17 protein-coding genes are annotated in these 19938 nt (G+C 70.1%); 11 read left to right on the forward strand and 6 right to left on the reverse strand.

Annotated features, from left to right (window positions below; all coding sequences use genetic code 11):
- Positions 1-270 precede the first annotated feature (270 nt).
- Positions 271-1272 (reverse strand): non-homologous end-joining DNA ligase, encoded by a 1002-nt coding sequence (gene ligD / locus OHA25_RS28490; protein WP_327590517.1) that lies wholly within the window; start codon positions 1270-1272, stop codon positions 271-273.
- A gap of 354 nt (positions 1273-1626) precedes the next feature.
- Between ligD and msrB the strand changes: the two genes are divergently transcribed.
- Positions 1627-2028 (forward strand): peptide-methionine (R)-S-oxide reductase MsrB, encoded by a 402-nt coding sequence (msrB, locus tag OHA25_RS28495; RefSeq protein WP_327590518.1) that lies wholly within the window; start codon positions 1627-1629, stop codon positions 2026-2028.
- A 163-nt stretch (positions 2029-2191) separates the two neighbouring features.
- Here the strand turns inward: msrB and OHA25_RS28500 are convergent, their stop codons facing one another.
- The 3 genes from OHA25_RS28500 to hemG form a co-directional block, all read right to left on the reverse strand.
- Positions 2192-3007: a hypothetical protein gene (locus OHA25_RS28500; RefSeq protein WP_327590519.1), complete on the reverse strand. Its 816-nt coding sequence runs from the start codon at positions 3005-3007 to the stop codon at positions 2192-2194.
- A gap of 159 nt (positions 3008-3166) precedes the next feature.
- Positions 3167-3868, reverse strand: a complete 702-nt coding sequence (hemQ, locus tag OHA25_RS28505) for a hydrogen peroxide-dependent heme synthase (protein WP_305922650.1) — start codon at positions 3866-3868, stop codon at positions 3167-3169.
- A gap of 5 nt (positions 3869-3873) precedes the next feature.
- Complete coding sequence (gene hemG / locus OHA25_RS28510; RefSeq protein ID WP_327590520.1) at positions 3874-5277, reverse strand: protoporphyrinogen oxidase; 1404 nt, start codon at positions 5275-5277, stop codon at positions 3874-3876.
- Positions 5278-5424: 147 nt separating this feature from the next.
- On the opposite strand from hemG, the gene OHA25_RS28515 reads away from it, so the two are divergent.
- A complete protein-coding gene (locus OHA25_RS28515) occupies positions 5425-6396 on the forward strand; it encodes a DUF4349 domain-containing protein (RefSeq protein WP_327590521.1) in 972 nt (323 codons plus the stop codon).
- A 289-nt stretch (positions 6397-6685) separates the two neighbouring features.
- Here OHA25_RS28515 and hemE read toward each other — a convergent pair whose 3' ends face one another.
- Positions 6686-7642 (reverse strand): uroporphyrinogen decarboxylase, encoded by a 957-nt coding sequence (gene hemE / locus OHA25_RS28520; RefSeq protein WP_442942211.1) that lies wholly within the window; start codon positions 7640-7642, stop codon positions 6686-6688.
- 659 nt (positions 7643-8301) lie between these two features.
- Here hemE and OHA25_RS28525 point away from each other — a divergent pair.
- From OHA25_RS28525 to OHA25_RS28535, 3 genes are all read left to right on the forward strand, one after another.
- Positions 8302-8886 carry a DUF3000 domain-containing protein gene (locus tag OHA25_RS28525; protein ID WP_305922654.1) on the forward strand — a complete coding sequence of 195 codons (585 nt, stop codon included), beginning with the start codon at positions 8302-8304 and terminating at the stop codon, positions 8884-8886.
- A gap of 58 nt (positions 8887-8944) precedes the next feature.
- On the forward strand, positions 8945-10165 hold the full coding sequence (locus OHA25_RS28530; RefSeq protein WP_327590523.1) for a ribonuclease D: 1221 nt from the start codon (positions 8945-8947) through the stop codon (positions 10163-10165).
- A 522-nt stretch (positions 10166-10687) separates the two neighbouring features.
- A complete protein-coding gene (locus OHA25_RS28535; RefSeq protein WP_327590524.1) occupies positions 10688-10906 on the forward strand; it encodes a hypothetical protein in 219 nt (72 codons plus the stop codon).
- Positions 10907-11140: 234 nt separating this feature from the next.
- Here OHA25_RS28535 and OHA25_RS28540 read toward each other — a convergent pair whose 3' ends face one another.
- On the reverse strand, positions 11141-11728 hold the full coding sequence (locus OHA25_RS28540) for a response regulator transcription factor (protein ID WP_327590525.1): 588 nt from the start codon (positions 11726-11728) through the stop codon (positions 11141-11143).
- Between the two features lie 586 nt (positions 11729-12314).
- Between OHA25_RS28540 and OHA25_RS28545 the strand changes: the two genes are divergently transcribed.
- From OHA25_RS28545 to OHA25_RS28570, 6 genes are all read left to right on the forward strand, one after another.
- Entirely contained in the window at positions 12315-13640 is a 1326-nt protein-coding gene (locus OHA25_RS28545) for a hypothetical protein (protein ID WP_327590526.1), read from the forward strand.
- Between the two features lie 108 nt (positions 13641-13748).
- Positions 13749-14324 (forward strand): hypothetical protein, encoded by a 576-nt coding sequence (locus OHA25_RS28550; RefSeq protein WP_327590527.1) that lies wholly within the window; start codon positions 13749-13751, stop codon positions 14322-14324.
- Complete coding sequence (locus OHA25_RS28555) at positions 14321-16645, forward strand: LamG-like jellyroll fold domain-containing protein (protein ID WP_327590528.1); 2325 nt, start codon at positions 14321-14323, stop codon at positions 16643-16645. Before OHA25_RS28550 ends, OHA25_RS28555 begins: the two co-directional genes overlap by 4 nt.
- An 8-nt stretch (positions 16646-16653) precedes the next feature.
- On the forward strand, positions 16654-17592 hold the full coding sequence (locus tag OHA25_RS28560) for a polyprenyl synthetase family protein (protein ID WP_327590529.1): 939 nt from the start codon (positions 16654-16656) through the stop codon (positions 17590-17592).
- A complete protein-coding gene (locus OHA25_RS28565; protein WP_327590530.1) occupies positions 17589-19700 on the forward strand; it encodes a lycopene cyclase family protein in 2112 nt (703 codons plus the stop codon). Before OHA25_RS28560 ends, OHA25_RS28565 begins: the two co-directional genes overlap by 4 nt.
- The gene (locus OHA25_RS28570) at positions 19634-19927 is read left to right on the forward strand and encodes a hypothetical protein (protein WP_327590531.1); all 294 of its coding nucleotides are present in this window, start codon (positions 19634-19636) and stop codon (positions 19925-19927) included. Before OHA25_RS28565 ends, OHA25_RS28570 begins: the two co-directional genes overlap by 67 nt.
- The last annotated feature ends 11 nt before the right edge of the window (positions 19928-19938 follow it).

Below are 19938 nucleotides of genomic sequence, written 5' to 3' on the forward strand. Positions count from 1 at the left end.
TTCAGGTCAAACGGGGGAGGAAAGCGCTTTCCCGAACCGTACGGCCGCCCCACCGGGGGCGTCAAGTAGCGCCTCCCTTAACCACCGATCACAGGGTACGGAGTGGCACGTCCCGTGCCAGTCACGGGGGTCGTCACGGCTCTTACGAGATGCCTGCGCTGGAAGGCCGCCTGCGGGCTGGGACTGCACGACACCGACACCGCCGCAGGCGCCCACCCGTCGAACGCGCCGTCGCCTGAATCGTCGCGCGGGGCAACCGGCGCTTGGCTACTAGTCGGCGCGCCTGGCCCGGCTCGGCTGGACCCGCATCGGCTCCCCCGGCATCTTGGGGTAGTTGGGCGGGTATGGCATGTCGCCGCGTTCGTCCTTGGTGTACATCTCCAGCAGGGGCTCGATCGAGTATGACCGGTCGTCGATGTCCGCGTGCACGTCGCCCACGTCGGCGAAGCGGGCCGGGACCGTGCGGATGTCGAAGTCCCGCGGGTCGGCGTCGGCCAGCTCGTCCCAGGTCAGCGGCGTCGAGACGGGCGCGTGCGGCTGGGCCCTGACGGAGTAGGCGCTGACCACCGTGCGGTCGCGGGCGTTCTGGTTGAAGTCGATGAAGACCCGGTCCCCGCGCTCCTCCTTCCACCACGCCGTGGTCACCAGGCTCGGGTCCCGCTCCTCGACGGCTCTGGCCAGGGCGATGCCGGCGTGGCGGACCTGGATGAAGTCCCAGCGCGGTTCGATGCGCACGGCGATGTGCGCGCCCCTGTTGCCCGACGTCTTGACGAACCCGGTCATCCCCAGCTCGCCCAGCACGTCCCTGGTGAGGAGCGCGGCCTTGCGCGCGGCGTCGAAGTCCAGGCCGGGCTGCGGGTCCAGGTCGATGCGCAGCTCGTCGGGGTGCTCGACATCGGAGGCCCGCACCTGCCAAGGGTGGAAGTCGATGGTCCCCAGGTTGGCGCAGTAGGCGATGGCGGCCACCTCGGTGACCCGCACGGACTGCGCCGTCCGGCCGCTCGGGAACGTGACGGTGACCGACTGGAGCCAGTCGGGATGCTTGGGCGGCATGCGCTTCTGGTAGATCGCCTCGGTCTGCACGCCGTCGGGGTGGCGCTTGAGGTTGGTCGGCCGGTCCTTCAGCGCCCGCAGGACGCCGTCGCCGACGCTCACGTAGTAGGCGACCAGTTCGCGCTTCGTGGCGCCGATCTCCGGAAAGTAAACCTTGTCGGGGTTGGTGACCTTGACGGTCCGCTCGCCAACCTCGAGCTCTATGAACGGCGATGCCATGCCCCCGAACCTACTACCGTCCTGTGACATTGAGGCGGATCCGCCCCCGCGGGGTACTGAACAGGGCGGGCCCGCCCCGGAGCCGCCTCGGTGGCGGGACCGAGGGCTCGACGGGGCGGGCCAACAGATCGTCCGTCGCCGTTCCGGGCGCTGGCGCGCCACCCGGTCGGCCATGACGATCCCCAGCGGCTCCAGCACGGGCGTGGGCTGTGCCGCTCGGCGGGATCTGCGGACGATCTCACCCCTTGGCAGGAGGCGATGACACCCCCTTGCCTACAAAGACGCGAATTCTCCCCAGAATGGATGCTTCACCCAGTGGAGATCTCTTTTTGCCGGATCTCGTACCCTGGACGCATGGAAAAGGTCGTCAAGAGCGAGGCCGAGTGGCGGGTCCAGCTTGCCCCCGAGGAGTTCCACGTCCTCAGGGAAGCCGGGACCGAGCGCCCGTTCACGGGGGAGTACGTCGACACCAAGACCGAGGGCGTCTACTCGTGCCGCGCCTGCGGGGCCGAGCTGTTCCGGTCCGACACGAAGTTCGAGTCCCACTGCGGGTGGCCGAGCTTCTTCGCGCCTGCCGACTCCGATGCGGTGACGCTGATCGAGGACCGCAGCCACGGCATGGTCCGGATCGAGGTCCGGTGTGCTCGGTGCGACTCGCATCTGGGGCATGTGTTCCACGGCGAGGGTTATCCGACTCCGACCGACGATCGCTACTGCATCAATTCGGTCTCGCTGCGGCTCGAGCCCAAGGCGTGATCGACTCGCGACTCCGCGTATCAACCTTCTGTCACGGGTAAAGAATCCCGCGTGGGGTTCCGCCATCTCCGCCACCGCTGGGTGACGATCGAGGCCATCGGTCGCATCGTGACCCAGCGGTGCGAGGTGTGCGCGAAAACACGGGTGCGAGTGCGGTGACCGCTCAGTCCGGCGCCGGATGGGTGACGCGGCAGCTCCGGTCGGAGGGGCCGAGGATGTTGGCGAGCACCGGGTTGCCGTTCCCGCCGAACCTGGCCTGCACGAACACGACCGGCCTGGCCACCCCGGCGGCCTTCAGATAGGCGAGGCCACGCTTGCACAACGTTATGGCGTGAGGGGAATTGTGCGCCGTTTCCGGTAAATCAGTATAAATCCGCAAATATCCGCCGATGGTGCGAATGTCTTTGAGGCGTTTCAGTGCCTTGTCGTCCGGGCCCCAGTGCGTACGGAAATACTCCGCCGCCCGCCGATCCGTATGCGCCGAGGGCCCGTCGGCGCGGTAGCCATCGGTGTCGTCCATCCCCGGCACCAGGAGCACGGCCTCCTCCGGCCCCTCCTCTGGAGGCGCCGAACCCTCGACCACGTCAGGCGCGGCGGAGCCCGCCACCGCGTCGGGAGTCTCTTCCCGCACAGGGGTCTTGGTCTCCTTCGGCACGGCCTGCTCGATCTCGCGCGCCTTGGCCTGGCCACTCGGCCTCGGGCTCGCCGCCCCCGCCCGGCCCGGCAGCGCCGCGGACGGGCTCGCCTCCACCGCCCGCGCGTGCGGCCCGGGCTGCGCCGGCGACCTGGAAGCCACCGGCGCCCCGCCGAAGGTCCCGCCCGTGCCCAGCAGCCCCGCCACTCCACCGGCCAGCGCCAATGCCCCCAGCGCCAGCCCCCGCCGCACGGCACGGCGATGCCGCCGCCCGTGCCGCGAGCGGCCCGCCGCGTGCCGACCGGCCGGGCGCCGTCCGCGGCCCGGCCCTCCGGATGTCTCCACCCGCCCCTCCTTGCCCCCGTGGAACGTGCCACCACACGTCACATCCCACGAACAAGGGATTTCCCTGATTCTGACAAAGGGGGTAGATCACTTCAGTTGGATCGCCAACTTGGATCCGCCTCTCCCCCCGATCAAGGACGCCGGGCTCGGGTCGGCGGATTACGGCAAGGCGGCGACCAGCTCGCGGACCGGCTTGCGCGCGCCGGTGTAGAACGGGATCTCGACGCGGGTGTGGCGGCGGGCCTGCGCGCCCCGCAGCGTCCGCATCAGGTCGACGATCCGGTGCAGCTCGTCGGCCTCGAACGCCAGCATCCACTCGTAGTCGTTGAGCGAGAAGCAGGCCACGGTGTTGGCCCGCACGTCGGGATAGTCGCGCGCCATCCTGCCGTGCTCGGCCAGCATGGCCCGCCGCTCGGAGTCCTCCAGCAGATACCACTCGTATGAGCGGACGAACGGATAAACGCTCACATACGCCCGCGGCTCCTCCTCCGCGAGGAACGCCGGAATGTGCGACTTGTTGAACTCGGCCGGCCGGTGCAACGCCATCGCCGACCACACGGGCCTGCTGTGCCGCCCGAGCGTGGTGCGGCGGAACCTGGCGTAGACGTCCTGCAGATCCTCGGGCGTGGCCGCGTGCCACCAGAACATGTAGTCGGCGTCGGCCCGCAACCCGGCCACGTCGTAGACCCCCCTGGTCACGACGTCCTTGCCGGCGGCCTGCTCCAGCAACTCCTCGACCTCGCCCGCCAGGCCGTCACGGTCAACGGGACACGGCTCGGTCACCTGGAAGACCGACCACATCGTGTAACGGATCACCTGGTTGAGATCGCGGGCCTTGAGCCGCGGAGCTGCCTCTGTCATGGTTCCTATTCTCCTCGCAGGGACAGGTGGTCGAGAATCCGGGCGGCGGCCGTGCGGGCGGTGCCGACGCAGGCCGGGATGCCGATGCCGTCGTAGGCGGCGCCGCAGACGGCCAGCCCCGGCTCCATCGCGACCGCCGCCCGCACGCGCGCCACCCGATCCAGGTGTCCCACGTTGTACTGCGGCAGCCCGCCGCCCCAGCGCGTCACCCTGCTGTCGACCGGCAGCCCCCGCGCGCCCATCACGTCGGCCATCTCCGCCGTGGCCAGCGACACCAGCTCGGTGTCTTCGCGGTGCAGCAAGTGCTCCTCGCCGATCCTGCCGATCGAGCAGCGCAGGATCACCAGGTCCCCGGCCAGGTGGGGCCACTTCACCGAGCTGAACGTGACCGCCTTGACCGGCCGCCCCTCGACGGGCGGCACCAGGTAGCCGCTGAAGGCGGGCGGCTCGGGGAAGGCGCCCAGCGGGTAAGCGAGCGTGACGATGGCCATGCTGGCGTATTCGATCCTGGCCAGCTCCCCGGCCGCCTTGGGCGCCTCGGCCTTGAGCAGCCGGGCCGCGGCCGGCCCCGGCACCGCGACGATCACCGCGTCGGCTTCGATCGTCTCGGGTCTGGGCACCGGACCGGTCACCAGCCGCCAGCCCTGCTCGGTCCTGTGCAGCTCGCGTACGGTGACCCCCGTCCTGACGTCGGCCCCCGACGCCTTGGCGACAGCCTCGGGGAGCGCGCCGACGCCGTGCGTCAGCGAGGTGAAGACCGGCCCGGCGTCTTTGGGCGTCTCCTCCACGAGGTGCCGGGCCGCCGTCAGCAGCGAGCGCTCGGAACGGGCGACGGCCGCCACCCGCGGCATCGTGGCCTCCAGCGACAACATGTCGGAACGGCCTGCGTAGACGCCGCCGAGCAGCGGCTCCACCAGCCGGTCCACGACCTCGCCGCCCATCCTCGCGCGGATGTAGGCGGCCACGGACACGTCGGTGCGCACCAGCGTGGGCGGCAGGATCTGGTCGAGCGGCACGCGCAGCAGCCCGCCGGGCGAGATGATGCCCGACTTGGCCAGCTCGGTCAGGTCGGCGGGGACGCCCATGACCTGCCCCTTCGGCATCGGGCGCAGCGCGCCCCTGGTGTAGACGGCCGATTGCATGGTGCCGGGGAACACCAGGGCGTCGCCGAGCCCAACGGCTCTGGCCAGCTCGGCGCCCTCGGGCCGCCTGGCCAGCATGGCCTCGGCGCCCGCGTCGACGCTCACCCCGGCGACCTCCGAGACGTGCAACTTGCCCCCGACGCGCGGGCCTGCCTCGAGCACGGTCACTTTGACCCGCTCGCCGGCGCCCTGCCGGATGTACCAAGCGGCGGCGAGACCGGAGATTCCCGCGCCGACGACGACCACGTGCGCCCGATTCCCTTCCACGCCTCCTGACGCTACCGCCTCATGGGCGTGGCCAGCCGCTCGGGGCCGCGAGGGCCGCGGCATATGGCGACGGAGTGAGGCGAACACGGTGACCGTACCGTGACTCCCGCCTTCAAACCGGGATGATCCGCACGCCGTCTTAGAGGCATGAGGAGAATCCGGTACGGCATCGCGCTCTCGGCCGCCTGCGCGGCCCTGGCTCTGACGAGCTGCGGTGGCAGTGGCAGCACGTTGCGGAGCACCTCGGATACGGCCGGAGCCCCCGCCCCCGAGTCCGCGGTCAGGGAGCAGGCTGCCACCGCCGAGGTCCAGGCCAAGCAGCGCCAGCCTCAGAAGCAGGGCGACCAGGACAGCATCGTCTCCAACGTCAAGGTCACCCAGCAGGCGCGGCAGGTCATCTACACCGGCAGCATGACCGTGCGGGTCAAGCAGGTCGCCGCGGCCGTCGAGCAGGCCAAGCAGATCGTGATCGCGGCCGGAGGGTACCTGTCCAAGGAGGAGAGCCGCTCGGCCAGTGACTCCCGAGACTCGGCGACGCTGGAGTTCAAGATCCCGCCGAACGGGTACGGCGGGGTGCTCGGGCGGCTCGGCAAGGACCTGGGTAAGCAGATCTCCATGAACCAGGCCACCCAGGACGTCACGCTGCAAGTGGCCGACGTCAACAGCCGGCTGAAGTCGGCCGAGCAGGCGCTCGAGTCGCTTCGTTCGCTGCTGAAGCGGGCCGACACGATCGGGCACGTGCTGGAGGTCGAGCGGGAGATCTCCGCTCGGGAGGCCGACCTCGAATCGCTGCAGGCGCAGCAGAAGGAGCTGGCCGCCCAGGTGTCCATGGCCACGCTGACGCTGCGGCTGCTGGGGCCGGTCGCGGTCGCGGAGGAGCCGGAAGAGGAGGAGCCTGCCGGGTTCCTCGGGGGGCTCAAGTCGGGATGGAACGGGCTGGTGTCCTTCACGAAGGTCGTGCTCACGGTGCTGGGCGCGGTGCTGCCGTGGACGATCGTCGCACTGCCTCTGGTGGCGCTGCTGGTCTACCTGGTCCGCCGCGCCCGCGCCCGACGTGCCGGGATGCCGACGCCCCCGCCGGGCCCCCGCGCGGGCGACCCGGACCCGGAAGCCGCCTGACCCGGCGGCCGCGCCGCCGGCATCGACGCGGCGCGCGTTTCACAGTGGAGGCGCGTCGAAGGCGGTGAGGCGCGGCGCGTCACTGCGCGCTACGCGGTGGCACGCTCACGCGAGACCGTCCCCGGCACGGGCGGCAGCACCCGCAGCCGGTCATGTCGGCACCCCGGGGCTCAGGGCCCGAGACGGTCGCCGCAGGCCCGGCGGCGCGGGCGTCAAGGCCCAGAGACGGTCGCCGCAGGCCGGGCGTCAAGGCCCCGAGACGGTCACCCCAGGACCGGCGGCGCGGGCGTCAGGACTCGGGGGTGAAGGCGTGGACCAGATCGGTGAGGCGCTTGAGCTGATCGGGGTTGGTCGAAGGGAGCACGCCGTGCCCCAGGTTGAACACGTGCCCTTCGGCCGCCCGCCCCCGCCGCAGCACCTCGCGGGCCTTGCGCTCGACCACCTCCCACGGCGCCAGCAGGATCGCCGGGTCGAGGTTGCCCTGCAGAGCCTTGCCGGGCCCGACCCGGCGGGCCGCCTCGTCCAGCGGCACCCGCCAGTCGACCCCCACCACGTCGGCGCCCGCCTCCCCGAGCACGCCGAGCAGCTCGCCGGTGCCCACACCGAAGTGGATGCGCGGCACGCCGGCGATGCCCTCGAAGATCCGCCGGGTGTGCGGCAGGATGAACTCCCGGTAGTCGTCCGGCGCCACCGCCCCCACCCAGGAGTCGAAGAGCTGCACGGCCGAGGCGCCTGCCGCGATCTGGATGCGCAGGTGCTCCAGCACGATGCCGGACAGCCGCTCCATCAGCGCATGCCACAGCTCCGGCGCCCCGTACATCATGGCCTTGGTGCGGTCGTGGTTCTTGGACGGGCCGCCCTCGATCAGGTAGGAGCCGAGCGTGAACGGCGCCCCCGCGAACCCGATCAGCGGCGTGCCGCCCAGCTCGCCGGTCAGCGCCCGGATGGACTCGGTGACGAACGGCACGTCGTCGGGCTCCAGGGGACGCAGTACGTCGAGCCCCTTGGCATCGCGGATGGGGTCGGCGACGACCGGCCCGACGCCCGGCTTGATGTCAAGGTCGACGCCGATGGCCTTGAGCGGCACCACGATGTCGCTGAAGAAGATGGCCGCGTCCACGCCGTAGCGGCGGACGGGCTGCATGGTGATCTCGACGATCAGGTCCGGCGTCGCGCAGGCGGTGAGCATCGGCACGCCCTCGCGCACTTTGAGGTATTCCGGCAGCGACCGGCCGGCCTGGCGCATATACCAGACAGGGGTATGCGGGACGGGCCGGCGGCGGCAGGCACGCAGGAACGCTGAGTCGGCGAGGTTCACCCCACAAGGGTGCCATGCTCGGGGGCCGGTCCCCGCATCGGCAGCGAGGTGTCGGAAAAACATCCATTGGACACCCCAAATCATGATCAGATAGCGGGATGAAGGTTTACCGGTCCGCTCGGCGACGGCGTCGCACACGGGTCGAACACGGCCCATGGCGTACCAGAGAGCCGGTCTCGACTGGGTCAAATGTTCGCCAACCCACCGCGCGGCACCGATTCAGCGACCACTTTCGGGACACGCCGAGCGCGTTGCGGGGAATTGTCAGCGGCTCGTGCCAACGTCGGACCCACAACCCGAAGGAAAGGCCCCGTGCGATGACCGCGTTGTGGAGTTCCACAGAGCGCCGCAGTGAGCGCTGCGCCTCCTGCGCTGGTGAGCGGCTGTTCGAGCAGCCGCCGTGCTTCGACGGACACGGGCCGGGAGAGTGCCCGGAATGGGCCTGCGTTGACTGCGGCCACGCGATCATGCTCGGCTCCGCCGAGACCACCACAGCGGCTCGCCGGCTCGTTATGGCTGCGGCTTGATCACCAAGGATGAGCACCCCCGTGGTCCCCTTCCGTCCGATATCGACCTACGCTTCGGCTATGACACTCGGTGACCAGCCACCGCCACCTGCGGCGTTCACGCGCGCGGCGGAGAGCCTGCGGCTGTCCGAGGTCAGGCCGGAGATCGAGCTGGAGGACCTGCCCGCGCCCCAGCGGCTGGCCCCCTACTCGGCCGCGATCGGCGCGTCGGTCTACCGCGACGACGACGAGCTCGCGGTGGGCAGGCTGATCCTGCTCTACGACCCCGACGGCCAGCGCGGCTGGGAAGGCCCGTTTCGGCTGGTGGCGTACGTGCGGGCCGACATGGAGCCGGAGATCACCTCCGATCCGCTGCTCGGGCCCGTCGCGTGGAGCTGGCTGACCGAGGCGCTCGACGCCCATCAAGCCGACTACTCCGCCGCTGGCGGTACCGTGACTAGAGCCGTGTCAGAGGGGTTCGGCAACAAAGCCGAAGACCCGGTCACGACCGAGCTCGAGCTGCGGGCCTCCTGGTCACCCGCCCAGGAGGATCTCTCCGGCCACGTCGCCGCCTGGTGCGACCTGATGTGCCTGGCGGCGGGGATCCCGCCGCTCCCGCCGGATGTGGCCGCGCTGCCCCGCCGACGTGATGAAACCGGAGAGTGACCGAACGAAGTGAGGGCACCAGTCAATACAGCACCCGCGTCATGAGGCCGGTGAACTCGTGACAGAAGAACGCACCGTCGAGCCGCTGCTCGAGCCGCGCGAGGGCATTCCGCCGGTGATCGAGGACGCGGACGGTTTCGCCATGGTCGTGGAGCGGTTCGCCGCGGGCAGTGGCCCGGTGGCGGTCGACGCCGAGCGTGCCTCGGGCTACCGCTACGGCAACCGCGCCTACCTGGTCCAGTTGCGCCGGGCCGGGGCGGGGACCGCGCTGATCGACCCGACCTCCTGCCCCGACCTGTCCGCGCTCGACGCGGCCGTGGCCGAGGCGGAAATCGTGCTGCACGCCGCGTCGCAGGACCTGCCGTGCCTGCTGGAGGTCGGTTTCCGGCCGCGCGAGATGTTCGACACCGAGCTGGCGGGCCGGCTGCTCGGCTACGAGCGCGTGGGACTCGGCACGATGGTCGAGACGGTGCTCGGGCTGCGGCTGGAGAAGGGCCACTCGGCCGCCGACTGGTCGACCAGGCCGCTGCCCGAGGACTGGCTGCGCTACGCGGCGCTGGACGTGGAGGTGCTGGTCGAGCTGCGGGACGAGCTCCACAAGGAGCTGACGGACAGCGGAAAACTGGAGTGGGCGCGCGAGGAGTTCGCCGCCGTGCTCAACACCCCGCCGCCGGCGCCCCGGTCGGATCCGTGGCGGCGCACGTCGGGCATCCACAAGGTACGCAACGTCCGGGCGCTGGCCATCGTGCGGGAGTTGTGGACCATGCGCGACCGGATCGCCCGCGAGGCCGATCTCGCGCCCGGCCGGGTCCTGCCGGATGCGGCGATCATCACGGCCGCGCTCGAAGGGCCCCGCACCAAGAAGGCCTTGACCGAAATTTCGGCTTTCACCGGGCGCAGCGCACGCCGCCACATGAGCGACTGGCTCGCCGCCGTCAACCGGGCCCGCAACCTGTCCGACAGCCAGCTTCCCCAGCCCAGCACGCCCGGGGACGGCCCGCCGCCGCCCAACCGCTGGGCCGACCGCGACCCGGCCGCCGCCAAGCGCTTGGCCGCGGCGCGCGCCGTGGTGGCCGCGCTGGCCGACGAGCACCACATGCCGACGGAAAACCTGCTGCAGCCGGACGCGGTGCGGCGGCTGACGTGGGAGCCGCCGGACGAGATCACGGACGAGACGGTCGCGGCCCGGCTGCGCGAGCTGGGCGCCCGCGAATGGCAGCTCTCCCTCACCGCCCATCCCATCGCCAAGGCGCTTTCCCGCCTCGAGGTGGTGTCCTGATCGTTCTTTACGCGGGTGCCGCAGCCGGCCACCCGCCGCACTCCGGCTGCCAGAGCGGCGAGCCTGGGGCGGAGAGCGGTAGCTTGCGTGACCAGCGGAGCCCCGTGCGAGCGCGACCATAGACACGGAGCGGCGAGCCTGGGGCGGAGAGCGGTAGCTTGCGTGACCAGCGGAGCCCCGTGCGAGCGCGACCATAGACACAGTGCGGCGAGCCTGGGGCGGAGAGCGGTAGCTTGCGTGACCAGCGGAGCCCCGTGCGAGCGCGACCATAGACACAGTGCGGCGAGCCTGGGGCGGCGGCAGCTTGCGTGACCGTCGACCCGCTCGTGCTGGTCCATTTGCGGGTCAGCTGTAGCCCGTGCGTCTTTGCCGGAGTCGCGTCGGCTAAGAAGCGCGGAGAGACCGACGGGCGGATGCACAACATGGTCACCTGGCGCGAAACACCCTTCTTCACCGAGGCGAAGCGAGCCCGCGCTTGCGCTGGCCGAGGACGCCACCCGGATCCAGGACGGCGCACCAGGCGTGACCGACGAGATCTGGGACGCAGCCGCCGCCCACTTCGACGAGAAGCAGGTGTCCGCGATCAACGTGGAGAGCGCGCTGGCCAACTTCGCACTTTTTCCGAACGCCGCTTCGTCAATCACGGTCCTGACCTGGGCAAGCACGTGGCTTACATGTGCGCGACGTTCGAAGTGGCTGACCGATCTGCAGCTCTTGATCGCGGACGCCGTCTCGTATTGATCGTCACGAGCAAAGCGAAAGGCCGCCGCCGCGCCTGACTCGACGCGGACGGTCGGCCTTTCCGCTATTTCATCAGGTTGTGCAGAGCAACGATGACGGCGCCCATGGCTCCACACGTTTCCGTTCGTATGCGTCTCGCGAGCCTGCTCACGCACCTAGCAGGTTCAGGCAGAGAGAAAGCGGCCGTGATACGCGGCAGACGATATGAGCGATGTGACTCTTGAGTCGAGTCGTCTACGGTGCCAGGCCGGACTCGTAGGCGGCGATCACCAGATGGACCCGTGCCGTGCCGCCGAGCTTGGTCAGCAGGCGGCTCACGTAGGTCTTTACCGTGGCGGGGCCGATGTGCAGGCGGGCGGCGATGTCGGCGTTCGACAGGCCCTGCGCCACCAGGGTCAGCACGTCCACTTCGCGGTCGGTCAGGTCCGGCAGGGTTCGGTCCGGCAGCGGAGCCGGTGAGTCGGCGAACACCTCGACCAGGCGCCGGGTGATCGACGGCGACAGCAGGGACTCTCCCGCCATGACGACACGTATCGCGCGCAGCAGGTCCTCTGGTGGTGTGTCCTTGAGCAGGAAGCCGACGGCGCCGGCACGCAACGCGCCGAAGACGTACTCGTCCAGCCCGAACGTGGTCAGGATGACGACCCTGGCGGACGCCAGCCCAGGGTCGGACCTGATCTGGCGGGTGGCCTCGATGCCGTCCAGCACCGGCATGCGCACGTCCATCAGGACGACGTCCGGTCGGGTCGCGCGGACCAGGCGTACCGCCTCTTCGCCCTGGCGGGCCTTCCCCCCAGGCCGGACACCCGAAGATCGAATCATTCCCGGCAGCAATGATCAAACTCACGGACGGTCACGCCAGCTACTCAGTCGTCACCCAGTGCGCACGAGGTGAATGCTTACGCGATCACCTTGATGATCGCCGCCGAACTCCTCGGCCAGGCCGCGCTTCTGGAACGCCCGCGTGTCCACCGCCTCCGTGTGCTCCTCAAGGGTGATTCATCTACCACGCAGGGTTGAGGTGCGTGGTGACGTACACCGTGCGATTGAGGCAGAAATCGACTCCCGCATTGATGCTGCAACCGCCCCGGCTCCTTTACGGTTACGCAGTCGGCCAGGTCCGGCCGCCGCACCATACTTCTCACCGTCCTCCACGTCCGTCTTCAGCCCGTCGGCTTCGGGGAGGCTCTGCGCGGACGGGCACAGCGTCAACGGTCACAGCGGCCGTCGTCATCATGGCGACGAGCCTTCTTTCCGCTAGTGACTCGTTGGCCAGCAATTCCCAGAAACGCATTGTTTGCCTGCCTGATGAGGGCTGCCGAACAATCGTGCCGCCATGATCCTGGTGGCACTGGCCCCCTCTGCGATGGGTGGGTCTGTTGTGGGTGTGTCAAAAGGGAGATCGTGGATGGAACCAGTTAACCTCCGCTCCCGCGGATCGCGACGCGCGCTCATCGCCGTTGCTGTCGTTCTGCTGTTACAGGTGGTGGCTCCCGCCGCCGCTACCGCCGCGTCGCCCCTGCCGACCGGCTTTCCCGACACATGTGCGCCGAAGGCGCGCTCGGGTGCTGCCCGTGGCGCCTGTGTTCGTCTGCTGTCCGCCTCGCAGGCTCAGGCGATCAAGGCGCGCAGCAACGCCGTCCGCCAACGTGCGCTTCGCGTAGACCTGCCAGATGAGTGCGGGTTCGTCGGCGAGGTGTTCGCTCCGAACCCTGATCGGTTCACCTCCTGCAGCGACCTGTTCTGGGAGCTGTATCTGTACGAGCGGCGTAGCGATGGCACGGTCGTGACGACTGGGGCGCTGACGGTGGAAAACCTGCAGTGGACGCGATATGTCTTCAACTCGCTGACGTGGGAACACGGCGTATCCGTGTTCGTCTATTACGGCAGCGGCACACTCGCCAACGGCACGCAGGCGCTGGCGACGTCGCTGTGCGCGGCGAACCCCGACTGCGCCGTCACCGGCGCTGGCGCCCCGGCCAGCGTGGCGGTGAATCTCGCGCCAGGTGCCGACAATTCCTGGATCTGGAGAGAGACCGACACCGGACCGGCTCTGAACCTGGAGAAGGGGATGACCTTTCATGACCTGCTCGGCATGTCCCTGGCCTCCTCCACTACGCCGGGCGGCGACTGGCACATGCAAGACAGCTACCTGATCGGCCGATGCGACGCGATGGTGGGTCGCAACAAGGGGTGCGTCAACCCCGAGTACATTCCCACCCTGTCCCTCTCCCAGACGCAGTTCGGCGCCTCGGCCGCCATGATCAAGTGGGCGCAGATCCACCTGCGCGACCAGTGGGGGTATAGGCCCAGCGGCAGTCCGCTGCACCGCTTCGCCGACGATGAGGGACCCAACCGTAGGGTCATCTGCGACGGAACCTGGGTCGCTGACGAAGTGATGAACGCCGCGCTGGCGGCCTACGGCCCCGACGAAAGGGACTCCTGTGATGAGTTCGCGTTCGCGTCCAGCTACGAGTCGGGCAACCTGAAGGGCGTCACCAGCGGCGCGCAATGCGCCCAAGTCACGGCCATCCGCACCGACACGACCAACACCGATCAGGCCAAGGACTGGAACGACATCTCCCCCGTCGGGGTGTTCACCGGTGCTGAGCGGTGCGTGCGCGGCCATATTCCGCAGAAGTTGAACACGGCGTTAGGCGGGGAACTGGGGCGGTTTTCCCCGGCTGTCCGGCTGCTGGATCGGGACCCCTACTGGCTGGACATCGTCCCATGACACCGGCGAGCCGATGTGCAAGCACCGCCGATGGAGAGCCCGAACTCTTCCGATCATGCCCGCTCCGTGAGTGCCGTCCAATCTGCTGGCGAAAAGGACACCAGGCGTATGAGCACAGCGACCCCTCCACCTGAACCGGCTGCCCAGCGGCTCACGCGGCGCTCCCTGTTACGTGTCTCCGGCACGGCGAGCGCCGCCGCGCTGATCGCCACCCCCGCGCTGGCCTCCCCGGCGGCTGCCCGCCCCATGCTGTCGCAAGAGCAACTGCTCATGGTTTTGCAGGTGGCCAAGGCGGGCGCGGTCTACCCGATCGAGGTACCCGGGTTCGGCGAGTCCGGCAGCGCTGCCACCCGCGCCAGCGCCACCCGGCTGCAGGCGGCGCAAACCCGGCTGCGGCCTGACCGGCTGACCCAGGTGGCCGCGGGAGCCGACCTGCTCATCGCCCGGGGTCTGCTGGGCGTGCCGCGTCTGGCGCTGCTGGCCGGGATCGGGAAGGCGTCCGCGGTCGCGACCGGCGACGAGCAGCGGGCCATCATCGCGGTGGCGGCGCTGGGCGCCGCGACCGTGGCCCGGCACTTCGACCCGAACGCGGCCCACCCGGCCACCGTGTGGGTCGGCCTGTTACGCCGTCTGCATCAACGCGGCCACCAGCCGCGCATGCTTCGTCACGTGGAGGGCTCATGAGGTTTGACGCCGCGACCGAGGCCCGCCTCCATCAGGGCAAGCGGCACATTCTCGATACCTTCGGCGCCGACCCCAACGTCACTGGTGCCGGCATCGGCTTCCGCCAGCGTGGCGGCCGCTGGACCGGCCAGCCGTCGGTCGTGGTCATGGTCGCCAGGAAACGCCATGCGGCGCTGGTGTCACGTCGGCGGCTGCTGCCCAAGACCATCCAGATCGAGGGCCGCACCACTCAGGTCGACGTGATTCAGGCCGGGCCGTTTCACACCGGCTGGTCGGCACCGGTGCGCGAGCACAGCAATGTGGCCGACCTCGATGATCCGATCGTCGAACGGATCCGCCCGGTGCAGCCCGGCTGCAGCATCTCTCGCGGCTCCGAGAAGGCCGCGGGCACGCTCGGCTTGTTCGTTGTCGACAACACCGACGGCGCCGCGTGCCTGCTGTCGAACAACCACGTGCTGGCCGACATGGGCCGCGCCGCGATCGGCGACCCAATCGTGCAGCCCGGCGGCTACGACGGCGGTGTCGCGACCCGCGACACGATCGCCCTGCTGAAGCGCTGGGTCCCCACCCCGGGCGCCAGGACCAACGTGGATGCGGCCATCGCCCAGCTCACCGACCGAACCCTCTACGACATGCGGCCGGCCCGCAACCTGATGCCGCAGCTGGCGACCAACCATCCAGTCGTCGGCATCGTCACCGCCGGAGACATTTTCGGCGGCTGCCTGCTGACCCGGATCGACGCCGCGCTCACCGCCCTCAACGTGGACTTGATCGTTCCGGCTCCGGACGGCAGCCTGGTGCCCGCCGCCAGCCTGGCCGCCTCGGCCGCCGGGCCGATGAGGGGGGTGGTGGCCCCCTATCCGGGAATGGTCATCGAGAAGGTGGGCCGGACCACCGGATACACCTCCAGCAGGATCGGGGCTGTGGGAGTGGAGGCAGAGGTGGAAACCCCCGCCGGTATCTTCACCTACACCGACCTGGCCTTTACCCCGTACTTTAACTTGGCGGGCGACTCCGGATCGGTGGTCTACCGCGGCGGCAACGGCGCCACTCTGGTCCCGCCCGACTACTACCCCTGCCCAATCCTGCCCGTCCTCGAAGAGTACTACTGGGTGGTCCCCTTCACCGCCGAGGAGGAAACGGCCGACAGGGTGCGTGATGAGTTCTTCGCCCAAAGCCTGCTCGGCCGGCTGCTGCTGCGCCTGCCCTACCTTAACGAGACCAGCCTGCGCGAGAGGCTGTACGGCAAATGGGCCAGTCGAGATGAGGAGATAGCAGCCTTCGAATTCTACGACAAGTACCGCGATTTCATGATCAACGTCCTCAACGATCCGAACTCGCCGGAGGTCGTCACCCAAGAGCACTTGGATGATGCGGCAGAGGTGATCCAAGGCTTGCGGCAAACCGTGCTCTACCCCGATGAAGGCCAGCTCGCCCGCACTCTCTACGATCGGGCTCTGGTTCCGATCAAAGGAATGACCCGCAGCCAGGTCAGGACCTACATGGACGACCGGGCTGTGTTCGACCTGGTGCTGGCCGAGCTGAAAAAGGCGCCGAGTATCGAGGTGTTCGGCCCCGCCGAGCTGCCCCGCATGCCGGATCCGGCCGCCTGGTGGAAGCTCGACGGCGACACCGTGGATGCTTCCGGCAACGGCCGGACGGCCACCTTGCACGGCCTCACGTCCTGGATCGGCGACGGCCAGGTGGGCGGCGCGTTACGGACGGGCGCCAACGGTTACGCGATCACGGCCGAGCCGGTGGTGGATCTGAACGCGAGTTTCACCGTCGCCGGCTGGTTCCGCATCACCCAGGACCTGACGGCCGATTCGTTCTTCACAGCCGTCGCCCAGGGCAGCAACCCCGACGCGGGATTTCAGCTCGGCGTGCACGCCGACCGCTGGTGGTTCCACCTCCCCGGCGCCTTGCTGCCGACCGAGTCCGCCATCGCCGCCAGCACGGGTACCTGGACGCACGTGGCCGCGGTCTACACCGCCGCGGCCAAGACCATCCGGCTCCACCTGGACGGCCGCTGGACAAGCCCGGCCTCATCAGTGAGCGATCAGACGCGCACCAGCACGGGCGGTGTGACGATCGGCGCGGTGATCCTGCCCAGCCAGACCACCTACTGGAACGGCGACATCGACGACCTGCGCCTCTACCAGCAGGCACTGACCCCGGCACAGATCTACGACCTAGTCCAGCAGGCCGGTGGCCCGGCACGCCTTGACGGGTCATCCACACCGCCGCGGGCCCAGCACACCGGGCCGGACGCGCAGCGGCGGCTTCTGGAGCGGCTGAAAATCCCCCGGCGGGGCCGGTGAGCGCACCGATGTTCACCCATGCCCCGCTCGAGCTGGTCCGCGAGCGTCTGATCGGGCTGGCCGCGCGCCTGCCCCCGCCGCTGCGGCCCGCCGCGTACGCACTGGTCGCCCGCGGCGGCAAGCTCCTGCGGCCACGCCTGCTGCTGGCGTGCACTCGCCTGGGCGCAGCACCGGCGGACCCGACGGTCAAGGCGGCCGCCATGGTCGAGCTGGTGCATGTGGCGTCGCTGCTGCACGACGATGTGATCGACAAGGCGGCGAGCCGGCGCGGCGGACCGTCGGCACACGTGACGGCCGGCTCGGAACAGGCGGTGCTGGCCGGGCTCGCTGTCTTCGCCCTGGCCGGGATGGACGCGGCCGACCTGGGGCCCGGCGTCGCGCGCGCCACATCGCAGGCGATCGCCCAGATCGCCTCCGGCGAGCTGCTGGATGTCGAACGCGCCTTCAACACCGCGCTGCCGATCGAGGACTACGTAGCCCTGGTACGCGCCAAGACCGGCCTGCTGTTCCAACTGTCCTGCCAGCTCGGCGCCTGCTTGGCCCAGGCCCCCGCCGAACAGGTAGCGGCAGCGGCCCGCTTCGGCCAAGCGCTGGGCATCGCCTTCCAGATCCTGGACGACTGCCTGGAGATGAACCCCGATCACCAAGCGGGCAAGCCGACCCAGACCGACCACACACTCGGCCTTTTCGGCGCGCCCACCCTGTATGCGCTGCACGCCGACACCACCGGCGATCTCGCGCACCTGCTCATGTCACCGGCCTTCGCCCCCGACGACATGATCGCCGTGCGCGCGCTGGTGGCCGAACTCGGCGGCATCGACGCCGCCACACGGCTCGCGCAGCAGTGGCGTGACCAAGCCATGGCGGCGTTGGACGCGTTACCTGTCGGCCCGGCCAAGGACGACCTGACCGATATCGCCGCCGGCCTGATGCCAGGCCCCCGATGAACCACCAGGAGAACCGCCAGGTTGACCTGCTGGTCGTGGGAGCCGGGCCCGCCGGTGCCGCCGCCGCGATCGAGGCGTCCCGCCACGGGCTGCACGTCGTGATCGCCGATCCCGGACAGTCCCGGTCACCCGCTGACGTGATCGTGAGCGAGGCCGCGCTGCGCGCGCTCACCGCCTTGGATGTGGCCCGGCACATCCCGCTACGCCCCCTGGACGCGGTCGAACTGCGGCTCGGCGCCGGCCCAACCCGGCACCTGCCGGAGGCCACCGCCGCCGTATGCGATCGGGCCGACCTGGACACCGCTCTGCGCCACACCCTCGCCGACCTCGGCCTGCCCCTGCTGCGGGGGGTCGTCGAGACAATCACCCTGGAGGCCGACGGCCTCCAGCACGCGACGATCTGCGGTACCCACCCGCCCACCGAGATCGGCACCGTCGCGGCGCGGCACGTCGTCGTGGCCAGCGGTCCGCCGCCAACCGGCACCGGCATGGCATGCACACAGCCCTACACCGGCGCCCCCCTCGCCAACCGGCTCCTGCTGATGCTGCCCGCCCCGCGCACCATCGATCCCGCCGAAACACCGACATGCGTCTGGGCGGCACCCGCCGCCCACGCCGGCACCTTCACCCTCGGCGTCGCCCGGCTCGGACCGGCCGACCCCGGCACCCTGCTCCAACAGGCCCATGCCGCCCTGCTGGCCGCCCACCCGGAACTGACCGGCGCCCGCCCCTGTGGCCCGCCGCGCACCGGCGTGCTCAACAGCGCCTTCTCCCCTGACCACGTCGTGGACGACGGGCGGCTGCTGGCAGGCGACGCAGCCGGCCTGAGCAACCCCTTCACCGGCGAAGGCATCAGCTACGCCACCCAAAGCGGCGTGCTGGCCGCCCAGGCGGTCGCCGCCCACCCCAGCGACCCACAGGCCGCGGCCGCCGCCTACCGCCGCACGCTCAGCCGTACCTTCGTCGGCTACTTCGAGACCGCCCGGCACGCCAGCCAGCGCTACCACCTGGCCTGGCGGATCTTAGCCGCCACGGCGCACACCGACCGCCCCCTCTTCGCCAAGGTCAGACGCGCCGTGCTGCTACCTGAGGGCTTCTCCAACCTGACCGCCGCCGAACGGATGCGGCTAGACGGCGGCGACCACCTCCTGCTGGCCCCCTTCCTGCTCGCCTGCGACGAAGTGGCCATCAGCACCGTGCGGCGGGAATGGCCGTTCATCGCCCGCCTGCTCATCGCCGACGACAGCGACCCGCACCGACGGCTGCGGCCCGCCGCCCCGTTCCTCGGCGCGCTCATGGCGGCCGGAGCCCCGCCCGACATCACCCGCGCCACCCTGGCCGCGGCCATCGAACTCGCCACCCTGGGCGCGCTCGCCTTCCTCGGGCCGATGCCCGACCAGCCACAACCCGGCCGCCTCGTCGACTGGTCAATCACAGGAGCCGTCCTGGCCGGCGACTTCCTCCTCGGGCAGGCCACCCGACTGGTCGCCGCCTCCGCGCCCGAGATCTCCTGGTCCTTCGCCGACTGGCTGGCCGACCTGGCCGCCCACCGCTCGCACCGCCTGCAGCACGACACCAGCACACCGGCCAGCGCGCTCTTCGCCGCCCTTCTGGAGTTTCCTGCGCGCATCGGCGGTCAACTCGGCGGCGCGCCCGCCGAGGTGATCGACGCGCTGCGCATCTACGGCGAGCAGTGCGGCCACGTCTTCTTACACGCTGAGGACGCCCTGACCCTACGCGGCCAGCGGACCCGGCTAGACGTCGACCTGCCCGCCATGATGAACGGACGCATATCGGCGATCACCGACCTGCTCGGCGACCAGCCGATATGCCGCCGCCAAGCCCTCGAGGCCACCATCGCAGCGGGCACCACCGCGGCGCAGGCCGCCCACACCACGCTCGCAAAGATTCCGCACGAACCGGCAGCGCGAATCCTGCACGCCTTCCTCGACGCACTCGCCAACCCGCTCACCCCCACACGCCCAGGCGACGGCGCTGAACGAAACCGTGGGGCCGACGCCGGGGCTGGACCACCCGCTACATGCGCGAGGGGCACGGCGACGAGTTCAGCGCCCGCGACGCGATGTCCGCCGCCCGAGCGGCGATGACCTCGGTCAAGGACATGCACCGCGCCACCACCTTCGAGGCCTCCAACCCGCACTCGATCGCCCGCAAGGAGTTCGCCACGATGGCCCAAGCCGCCGACGAGTGCATCACCAAGGTCTCCGGCATCGACAAGGTCGGCCCGCAGGCGGTCCGGCAGGAGAACACCAGCCTGCTGACCCAGATGATCGCCGATGTGGAAGCCCGGCTCACCGAGCCGGCCGCAGGCTGACCAGGGCCCCA

This window comes from Nonomuraea sp. NBC_00507 (assembly GCF_036013525.1).
GTDB lineage: Bacteria > Actinomycetota > Actinomycetes > Streptosporangiales > Streptosporangiaceae > Nonomuraea.

Excerpts from the sequence above, each read along its gene's own strand:
- ligD (WP_327590517.1), bottom strand. The coding sequence starts at position 1,272 with ATGGCATCGCCGTTCATAGAGCTCGAGGTTGGCGAGCGGACCGTCAAG.
- msrB (WP_327590518.1), top strand. The coding sequence starts at position 1,627 with ATGGAAAAGGTCGTCAAGAGCGAGGCCGAGTGGCGGGTCCAGCTTGCC.
- hemQ (WP_305922650.1), bottom strand. The coding sequence starts at position 3,868 with ATGACAGAGGCAGCTCCGCGGCTCAAGGCCCGCGATCTCAACCAGGTG.
- OHA25_RS28515 (WP_327590521.1), top strand. The coding sequence starts at position 5,425 with ATGAGGAGAATCCGGTACGGCATCGCGCTCTCGGCCGCCTGCGCGGCC.
- hemE (WP_442942211.1), bottom strand. The coding sequence starts at position 7,642 with ATGCGCCAGGCCGGCCGGTCGCTGCCGGAATACCTCAAAGTGCGCGAG.
- OHA25_RS28525 (WP_305922654.1), top strand. The coding sequence starts at position 8,302 with ATGACACTCGGTGACCAGCCACCGCCACCTGCGGCGTTCACGCGCGCG.
- OHA25_RS28540 (WP_327590525.1), bottom strand. The coding sequence starts at position 11,728 with ATGATTCGATCTTCGGGTGTCCGGCCTGGGGGGAAGGCCCGCCAGGGC.
- OHA25_RS28545 (WP_327590526.1), top strand. The coding sequence starts at position 12,315 with ATGGAACCAGTTAACCTCCGCTCCCGCGGATCGCGACGCGCGCTCATC.
- OHA25_RS28550 (WP_327590527.1), top strand. The coding sequence starts at position 13,749 with ATGAGCACAGCGACCCCTCCACCTGAACCGGCTGCCCAGCGGCTCACG.
- OHA25_RS28555 (WP_327590528.1), top strand. The coding sequence starts at position 14,321 with ATGAGGTTTGACGCCGCGACCGAGGCCCGCCTCCATCAGGGCAAGCGG.
- OHA25_RS28560 (WP_327590529.1), top strand. The coding sequence starts at position 16,654 with ATGTTCACCCATGCCCCGCTCGAGCTGGTCCGCGAGCGTCTGATCGGG.
- OHA25_RS28565 (WP_327590530.1), top strand. The coding sequence starts at position 17,589 with ATGAACCACCAGGAGAACCGCCAGGTTGACCTGCTGGTCGTGGGAGCC.
- OHA25_RS28570 (WP_327590531.1), top strand. The coding sequence starts at position 19,634 with ATGCGCGAGGGGCACGGCGACGAGTTCAGCGCCCGCGACGCGATGTCC.